This window comes from Streptococcus suis (genome assembly GCF_016743335.1).
Classification (GTDB): Bacteria; Bacillota; Bacilli; order Lactobacillales; family Streptococcaceae; genus Streptococcus; species Streptococcus suis_Y.
The window spans coordinates 1-8,066 of record NZ_WCJE01000063.1 but is presented as its reverse complement, the minus strand read 5'-3'; the positions used below and the strand labels follow the sequence as shown (position 1 = coordinate 8,066).

Below are 8,066 nucleotides of genomic sequence, written 5' to 3'. Positions count from 1 at the left end.
CGGAAATAATAGGCATAGTTCTGTATAAAAGTGCAAAATTTGGTATAATAGTAGGGATACAATATAGAAGGAGTGGACATGGTTGAATATTTATCGGTTAGTCATCTAACTAAGTATTTAAAATTAAAGTTTGACCGCGATCCGTATTTGGAGAAGGTGTATTTGACAGGTCAAGTGTCCAACTTCCGTAAACGCCCTAGCCATCAATATTTTTCGCTCAAGGATGACAAGGCAGTCATCCAAGCGACCATGTGGGCAGGCGTCTATAAGAATCTGGGCTTTGAGCTTGAAGAGGGAATGAAAATCAATGTCATTGGGCGCATTCAGCTCTATGAACCAAATGGTTCTTATTCCATTGTCATTGAAAAAGCTGAGCCAGATGGTATTGGAGCCTTGGCAATCAAGTTTGAACAGCTCAAACAAGCTCTGACACAGGAAGGCTTATTTAAAGAAGAATTCAAGCAAGCCTTGCCACGGTTTACCAAGAAAATCGGTGTCATTACTAGTCCAAGTGGAGCCGTTATTCAGGATATTATTACAACCGTTAGCCGACGTTTTCCAGGCGTAGAGATAGTTCTCTATCCGACCAAGGTGCAAGGAGATGGTGCTGCTCAGGAGGTTGTTGCCAATATCCAAAGAGCCAATGAACGGGATGACTTGGATGTTCTGATTGTTGGTCGTGGTGGTGGTTCTATCGAAGACCTTTGGGCTTTCAATGAAGAAATAGTGGTTCGGGCTATTTTTGAATCCCGTATTCCAATCATTTCCAGTGTGGGTCACGAAACGGATACGACTCTGGCTGATTTTGTAGCAGATAAACGAGCTGCTACCCCAACAGCTGCTGCAGAATTAGCAACACCTGTGACCAAGGCAGACTTACTGGGCTACCTCAATCAGCAGGAAAATAGAGCCTATCAGGCTATGACCAATCGTTTGAAATTCCTAAGAGGTCAGCTTGAAAAAATTAGCCAGTCAGTCATGTTCCGCCAGCCTGAACGCTTGTATGATGGTTATTTGCAAAAATTAGACCGCTTGACTAATCAATTGCAGACACGGATGAAAGAATTATATAGCCAGCAGAAGCAGGCTAGCTTATTACTCAATCAACGCTTACAAGGCCTACAACTTGGCCGTAAAGTCGAGAGTTTCCAAGAAAGAATTATCCAGCAAGAACGACTCTTGAAGAGCAATATGGCTAATATCTATGACAATAAGATGGCCAAGGCGGACAAGCTGATTGAGGCCTTGACTATGCTGGATACCAGTCGTATCGTGGCCCGTGGCTACGCCATGATTCGTCAAGATGGTCGGGTGATTGATAGTGTAGAAAATGTACAAATGGGTGAAAACCTAACCATCCAGATGAAGGATGGTCAACTTGATGTGGAGGTAAAACATGTCCAAACAGACAAAAACATTTGAAGAAAACTTAGCTGAATTAGAAGGAATCGTAACCAAATTGGAGCGAGGCGATGTGGCTCTGGAAGAAGCACTTGCCGAGTTTCAAAAAGGAATGGTCCTATCGAAAGACCTACAAAAGACACTTGCTGAAGCTGAAAAGACCTTGGTCAAGGTCATGCAGGCTGATGGCAGTGAAGCGGAGATGGACTAATGGTTGATGTGAAACGGATTGATCAGGAAATTCGCGATTTTTATTACAACCGTGGAACAATTGTTTCGGAAGAATTAATTGATGCGATTTTGTATTCGATTGATGGTGGTGGAAAGCGGATTCGACCGGTCTTATTGCTTCAAATCGTGGAAGGATTTGGGGTCGAATTACAGCAAGCCCACTACCAAGTGGCCGCTGCCTTAGAGATGATTCATACGGGAAGCCTGATTCACGATGATCTTCCTGCCATGGATGATGATGATTACCGTAGAGGTCGACTCACCAATCATAAGAAATTTGACGAAGCGACAGCTATTTTAGCAGGCGATAGCCTCTTTTTGGACGCTTTTGGCCTCCTGTCTCTGGCTGATTTGCCAAACCAGGTTTTACTTGAATTGGTACAGCTTATGTCATTAGCATCTGGAACCTTTGGGATGGTCGGTGGTCAAATGCTGGACATGCTAGGTGAAGGAAAAAAATTGGAAATTTTTGACCTGATAAATATCCATAGCAACAAGACAGGTCGATTATTGACATTCCCATTTCATGCAGCAGGGATTATTACGCAACAGCCTAGTTCCGTTGTCGGTTCCTTGTGGCAAGCTGGGATGTTGATTGGTCATGCCTTCCAGGTTCGAGATGATATTTTAGATGTAACGGCAGATTTTGATGAATTGGGCAAAACGCCTCGGAAAGATTTGGCGGCTGAAAAAGCAACATATCCAAGCTTGTTAGGGTTAGAAGAGTCCAAATTTATTGTTCAGGATTCATTGAATAAGGCCGTGGCCATTTTTAAGGAATTAGAAGAACACAATGGCTTTAAGGGGCAAGAAGTGTATCAATTGATAGAAAGTTTACGAATCAATGGCTAAGGAAAGAGTAGATGTACTAGCTTTTAAACAGGGGCTTTTCGAGACGCGGGAGCAGGCCAAACGCGGTGTTATGGCTGGCTTAGTTGTATCCGTCATTAACGGGGAACGCTACGACAAACCAGGTGAGAAGATTGACGAGGGAATTGAACTCAAGCTCAAGGGGGAAAAACTCAAGTATGTCAGCCGTGGTGGTCTCAAATTGGAGAAAGCCTTACAGGTTTTTCAATTATCCGTTGAGGGTCAAACAACGATTGATATTGGGGCTTCTACAGGCGGATTTACGGATGTTATGTTGCAGGCTGGTGCCAAGCAGGTCTATGCTGTGGATGTCGGGACCAACCAACTGGCTTGGAAATTACGTCAGGATGAGCGTGTGATCAGCATGGAACAGTACAATTTCCGCTATGCTGAGTTGGGAGATTTCGAACTTGGTCAACCAAGTTTTGCGTCCATTGACGTCAGCTTTATCTCATTGAGTCTGATTTTACCAGCTCTCCATCGTATATTAGTGGATGGTGGCCAGGTTGTTGCCCTTGTCAAACCCCAATTCGAGGCTGGACGTGAACAGATTGGGAAAAATGGCATTGTCAAGGATAAATCCGTTCACTTGAAAGTCTTGGAAGATGTGACAAAAATGGCCGTGGAAACAGGCTTCTCAGTCAAAGCCCTTAGCTTTTCCCCTGTTCAAGGCGGTCACGGCAATATCGAATTTTTAGCGCACTTAGAAAAATCAACACAACCAAACCAGATTGATAAAGAGGTCATAACAACTACAGTCTATCAAGCACATGAGGAATTTAAAAAGGATGAATAAACGAGAACGATTAGAAGTCATTAAAGATTTGGTAGTCCGATTTCCTATTGATACACAGGAAGAAATTGTTGAACGTCTAGAAGCAATGGGTGTCAATGCGACACAAGCAACGGTTTCACGTGATATCAAGGAACTTGGCATTATTAAGGTTCCATCAGCGGATAAGGGATATATTTATGGTTTACCAAAGGCAGGTCTTGTTAAGGTAAAATCGCAGAATGTTTTTGAAGTCTCAGTGATGGATAAAATGATTAATCTCCGTCTGGTACCTGGAAGCTCTGCTGTGGTCAAACGCCGGATTTTGGAACAATTTCAAGAACATGTTTTTTCAGTGATTGCTGATGATGACAGTATTCTGCTCATTGTTACAAACGAAGGCATTATTTCGCAAATCGAACAGACGGTTAGAGGGTGGTAGCCATGTTACTAGAAGTGTCCATTAAAAACTTCGCCATTATTGAGCAGGTATCACTGAATTTTGAAAACGGGATGACCATCCTATCTGGTGAAACAGGTGCAGGTAAATCCATTATCATCGACGCCATGAACCTGATGCTAGGGGCGCGTGCGACGACAGATGTTATCAGACATGGGGCCGCCAAGGCTGAGATTGAAGGGCTTTTTTCCTTTGAAAATAGCAGAGCTCTCGAGCAGATTTTGCTTGAACAGGGGATTGAAGTAGCTGACGAGCTCATTATCCGTCGTGAAATCCTACAAAATGGCCGTTCGGTCAGTCGTGTCAATGGACAAATGGTCAATTTATCTGTCTTGAAACAGATTGGGCAATATTTAGTAGATATTCATGGTCAACATGACCAGGAAGAATTGATGAAATCCCAGCACCATATCCGTCTTTTGGACAGTTTCGGGGAAGATGAATTTTGGAGTCTTAAAGACCGTTATCAGACAACCTTTGATGCCTATCGCAGTCTTCGCAAACGAGTTCTTGAAAAGCAAAAAAATGAGCAGGAACACAAGGCGCGGATTGAGATGTTGGAATACCAAATTGCTGAAATCGAAGCAGCAGATTTGAAGTCTGGCGAAGATATTCAACTCAATCAGGAACGAGATAAACTGCTCAACCACAAACAAATTGCAGATACACTGACCAATGCCTATGCACTGTTAGACAATGAAGATTTTTCAAGCTTGAACAACCTACGCTCAGCTATGAGTGACTTGCAAAGTCTGGAAGAATTTGATCCAGACTACAAACAGCTCTCTTCTAGCCTGACAGAAGCTTATTATGTCGTTGAAGATGTGACCAAGCGTCTCAGCGATGTGGTGGATAATCTAGACTTTGACGGCAATCGTCTCTTGCAATTGGAAAGTCGTCTGGATTTGCTCAATACCATTACGAAGAAATATGGTGGAACTGTCGATGATGTGTTGGACTATTTTAGTAAAATCAGCGAAGAATACAATCTTCTAACAGGCAATGATTTATCTGGAGATGATTTGGAAGTTCAGCTTAAGAACTTAGAGAAAGAATTGGTTGAACGAGCAGGTCAGCTCAGCCAATCACGCCATGAATTGGCTGTTGTTTTAGAAGATATTATTCGCCAAGAATTGCAAGACTTGTATATGGAGAAAGCTCGTTTCCAAGTTCGATTTACTAAAGGAAAATTTAATCGAGAAGGAAATGAAACAGTCGAATTTTACATCTCTACCAACCCAGGTGAAGACTTCAAACCACTGGTTAAGGTGGCTTCTGGAGGAGAATTGTCTCGTTTGATGTTGGCCATTAAGTCAGCCTTTGCCCGTAAAGAAGGTAAAACTTCTATTGTCTTTGATGAGGTGGATACAGGGGTGTCTGGACGTGTGGCCCAGGCAATTGCCCAGAAAATTTATAAAATTGGACAATATGGTCAAGTATTGGCGATTTCTCATCTACCACAAGTCATTGCTATTGCAGATTATCAGTTCTTTATTGAGAAAATATCCGACGAACATTCGACTGTTTCTCGTGTCCGTCTCTTGACCAAAGAAGAGCGTATCGAGGAAATTGCCAAGATGTTAGCCGGTGACAAAATCACAGATGCAGCTCGTAATCAAGCAAAAGAATTAGTAGAAAAAGGTTAGGCGACTAGCCTTTTTGCTTATGTCCAAAGTTTATTTTTTAGTTAAAATTTGTTATAATAGATGGCAAAATTGAAGAGAATTGTAGGATGAAATATGTCAAAGATTAAGATTGTTACGGATTCAAGTACGACTATCGAACCCAGTTTGGTCGAAGAATTGAATATAACAGTTGTTCCATTATCTGTAATGGTTGACGGAGTCGTATACTCTGACAACGATTTAAAAGAAGGAGAATTCTTAGAGCTCATGCGTGGGTCGAAAAACTTGCCAAAAACAAGCCAGCCCCCAGTAGGACTCTTTGCGGAAACTTTTGCTGATTTGGCTAAAGATGGCAGTCAGATTATTGCCATTCTCTTGTCGCATGCCTTATCAGGGACAGTAGAAGCTGCTAGACAAGGAGCAACCCTTTCTGGTGCTGATGTGACAATACTCGATTCAAGCTTTACAGATCAGGCTGAAAAATTCCAAGTTGTAGAAGCAGCACGCATGGCACAAGCTGGTGCCAGCAAAGAAGAAATCCTTGCAGCTATTGAAACAGTCAAAGAAAAAACGGAATTATACATCGGTGTATCAACTCTAGAAAATCTAGTCAAGGGTGGTCGTATTGGACGTGTTCAAGGGATGTTGAGTAGCCTACTCAATATCCGTGTCATCATGGAAATGAAAGACCATCAGCTGACTCCGATTGTCAAGGGACGAGGCAATAAGACCTTTAAAAAATGGCTGGAAGAGTTCACAGCAACTCTAGCAGATAAAAAAGTAGCCGAGATTGGTATTTCCTATTCAGGAACGGCTGATTTTGCAAATGAAATGAAGAGTCAATTACAAGAGTACGTCTCAAAAGAAATTTCTGTTTTAGAGACAGGTTCCATCATTCAAACTCATACTGGTGAGGATGCCTGGGCTATTTTGATTCGTTATGAATAACAGGAAGTTGATTCAAGGCTTTGTTTTCTTTTTTCTGGCAATTCTAGGGTCGATTTTTCTATTTCATCAACTCATTCCTGTTGCCTCATCTCGAATCTCCAGGCAAGAGCTTACCGTATCAGAAAAAATCAGTTTTCGATATGTGGCACTTGGTGATTCTTTGACAGAAGGTGTTGGGGATACAACTGGACAGGGGGGCTTTGTTCCCTTGTTGGCTCAATCTCTAACTAACGATTATGGTTATGAAGTAGATTATAAAAATTTCGGAGTTTCTGGGAATACCAGTAATCAGATTCTTAAGCGAATGAAGGAAGATGGAGAGCTGATAAGTTACTTAAAAACAGCAGATCTGTTAACTCTGACAGTTGGTGGTAACGATTTGCGCAAGGCTATTATTAAAAACATTGCCAATCTCAAAGTTTCAACTTTTGATAAGCCCGCAAAAGATTACGGAAAACGATTGGATACAATTATTAAGACAGCGCGTAAGAATAATCCAAATCTTCCCATCTATGTTGTCGGGATTTACAATCCTCTCTACCTCAATTTTCCTGAATTGACAGAAATGCAGACAATTGTTGATAATTGGAATACGATGACAGAACAGATAACTGAAAAATATCAACATGTCTACTTTGTTCCGATCAATGATTTGCTCTATAAAGGATTGGAAGGGGAGGCTGGTATTAGTCAAAATGGTAGCCAAGTTACCAATAATTTACTGTATGAGGAAGACAGTTTCCATCCCAATAATACTGGATATGAGATTATGAAAAAAGCGATATTGGAGAGAATGAATGAGACCACGGAAAGCTGGGAACCTTAATATTTGGAAATGGTTATTTTTAGCCCAGTTGGCTTTATTGATTGGTTGCGGAATAGTCCTCTATACACGGATTCAAACAGATAGAGAGGATTTAACAAAGCTCGTTCAGACTAGTGGAGAAGATACCAAGGTTGGAACCTTCTCCACTAATAGGGAACAGCTCAACCAAACCCTCACTAACTATCTAAAAGAGTATCAGACGGAAGAGTTTTCCTATCAATTATTCGTAACGAGTCAACAAGTAGTTTTTGAAGGCAGCTATCAGGTTTTTGGTGTGACTATCCCACTCTACATTTATTTTCAACCTAGCAAAATGGAAGATGGCAGTATTTTGTTACGGATAACAGAAATATCAGTTGGAAGTTTATCCTTGCCGAAAGCAGAGGTATTAGCTTATTTACAAAAAAATTATAAACTACCTGCCTTTGTAAAAATAGACTCCGAACAGGCGCAAGTACAGGTTCAACTGACAGAACTGAAGAACAAATTTGGTCTGTATGGAAAGGCGAATATGATTGATTTGTACAACGACCAATTCATTGTTGATATCTACAGAAAAAGATAGTAAAATAGCATTAAAAACTTGACCAAACGCCTAAAATTAGGTACTATATAGAAGTGAGTAATAACTCAGAAAATTATTGGAGGACTTAGCAAATGGCTAATAAACAAGATTTGATTGCAAAAGTTGCAGAAGCAACTTCATTGACTAAAAAAGACTCAGCAGCAGCTGTTGATGCAGTATTCGGAGCAGTAGCAGACTACCTTGCAGCTGGTGAAAAAGTACAATTGATCGGTTTCGGTAACTTTGAAGTTCGTGAGCGTTCAGCACGTACAGGTCGCAACCCTCAAACAGGTGCAGAAATCAAAATCGCAGCTTCAAAAGTTCCAGCATTCAAAGCTGGTAAAGCTCTTAAAGACGCTGTAAAATAA

10 protein-coding genes are annotated in these 8,066 nt (G+C 41.3%); all 10 read left to right on the top strand.

Annotated features, from left to right (window positions below):
- The first annotated feature begins 78 nt into the window (after positions 1–78).
- On the top strand, positions 79–1,422 hold the full coding sequence (xseA, locus tag F9856_RS11380) for an exodeoxyribonuclease VII large subunit (protein ID WP_202106669.1): 1,344 nt from the start codon (positions 79–81) through the stop codon (positions 1,420–1,422).
- Positions 1,397–1,612 (top strand): exodeoxyribonuclease VII small subunit, encoded by a 216-nt coding sequence (locus F9856_RS11375; RefSeq protein WP_002936269.1) that lies wholly within the window; start codon positions 1,397–1,399, stop codon positions 1,610–1,612. The genes xseA and F9856_RS11375 overlap by 26 nt, the downstream gene beginning before the upstream one ends.
- A complete protein-coding gene (locus F9856_RS11370; protein WP_024398994.1) occupies positions 1,612–2,484 on the top strand; it encodes a polyprenyl synthetase family protein in 873 nt (290 codons plus the stop codon). Before F9856_RS11375 ends, F9856_RS11370 begins: the two co-directional genes overlap by 1 nt.
- Positions 2,477–3,298 carry a TlyA family RNA methyltransferase gene (locus tag F9856_RS11365; RefSeq protein WP_044777531.1) on the top strand — a complete coding sequence of 274 codons (822 nt, stop codon included), beginning with the start codon at positions 2,477–2,479 and terminating at the stop codon, positions 3,296–3,298. The genes F9856_RS11370 and F9856_RS11365 overlap by 8 nt, the downstream gene beginning before the upstream one ends.
- Entirely contained in the window at positions 3,291–3,716 is a 426-nt protein-coding gene (locus F9856_RS11360) for an arginine repressor (protein ID WP_002942941.1), read from the top strand. Before F9856_RS11365 ends, F9856_RS11360 begins: the two co-directional genes overlap by 8 nt.
- 2 nt (positions 3,717–3,718) lie before the next feature.
- Entirely contained in the window at positions 3,719–5,380 is a 1,662-nt protein-coding gene (recN, locus tag F9856_RS11355; RefSeq protein WP_002942943.1) for a DNA repair protein RecN, read from the top strand.
- A 93-nt stretch (positions 5,381–5,473) separates the two neighbouring features.
- A complete protein-coding gene (locus F9856_RS11350; protein ID WP_002936253.1) occupies positions 5,474–6,307 on the top strand; it encodes a DegV family protein in 834 nt (277 codons plus the stop codon).
- Positions 6,300–7,133 carry an SGNH/GDSL hydrolase family protein gene (locus tag F9856_RS11345; protein ID WP_002936251.1) on the top strand — a complete coding sequence of 278 codons (834 nt, stop codon included), beginning with the start codon at positions 6,300–6,302 and terminating at the stop codon, positions 7,131–7,133. The genes F9856_RS11350 and F9856_RS11345 overlap by 8 nt, the downstream gene beginning before the upstream one ends.
- Positions 7,105–7,698 (top strand): YpmS family protein, encoded by a 594-nt coding sequence (locus F9856_RS11340; protein ID WP_202106668.1) that lies wholly within the window; start codon positions 7,105–7,107, stop codon positions 7,696–7,698. The genes F9856_RS11345 and F9856_RS11340 overlap by 29 nt, the downstream gene beginning before the upstream one ends.
- Before the next feature lie 92 nt (positions 7,699–7,790).
- The gene (locus F9856_RS11335; protein WP_002936247.1) at positions 7,791–8,066 is read left to right on the top strand and encodes an HU family DNA-binding protein; all 276 of its coding nucleotides are present in this window, start codon (positions 7,791–7,793) and stop codon (positions 8,064–8,066) included.

Bases quoted from the DNA above. Each gene is read 5' to 3' on its own strand.
- F9856_RS11370 (WP_024398994.1), top strand. From the start codon at position 1,612: ATGGTTGATGTGAAACGGATTGATCAGGAAATTCGCGATTTTTATTAC.
- F9856_RS11375 (WP_002936269.1), top strand. From the start codon at position 1,397: ATGTCCAAACAGACAAAAACATTTGAAGAAAACTTAGCTGAATTAGAA.
- F9856_RS11335 (WP_002936247.1), top strand. From the start codon at position 7,791: ATGGCTAATAAACAAGATTTGATTGCAAAAGTTGCAGAAGCAACTTCA.
- F9856_RS11350 (WP_002936253.1), top strand. From the start codon at position 5,474: ATGTCAAAGATTAAGATTGTTACGGATTCAAGTACGACTATCGAACCC.
- recN (WP_002942943.1), top strand. From the start codon at position 3,719: ATGTTACTAGAAGTGTCCATTAAAAACTTCGCCATTATTGAGCAGGTA.
- F9856_RS11360 (WP_002942941.1), top strand. From the start codon at position 3,291: ATGAATAAACGAGAACGATTAGAAGTCATTAAAGATTTGGTAGTCCGA.
- F9856_RS11365 (WP_044777531.1), top strand. From the start codon at position 2,477: ATGGCTAAGGAAAGAGTAGATGTACTAGCTTTTAAACAGGGGCTTTTC.
- F9856_RS11345 (WP_002936251.1), top strand. From the start codon at position 6,300: ATGAATAACAGGAAGTTGATTCAAGGCTTTGTTTTCTTTTTTCTGGCA.
- F9856_RS11340 (WP_202106668.1), top strand. From the start codon at position 7,105: ATGAGACCACGGAAAGCTGGGAACCTTAATATTTGGAAATGGTTATTT.
- xseA (WP_202106669.1), top strand. From the start codon at position 79: ATGGTTGAATATTTATCGGTTAGTCATCTAACTAAGTATTTAAAATTA.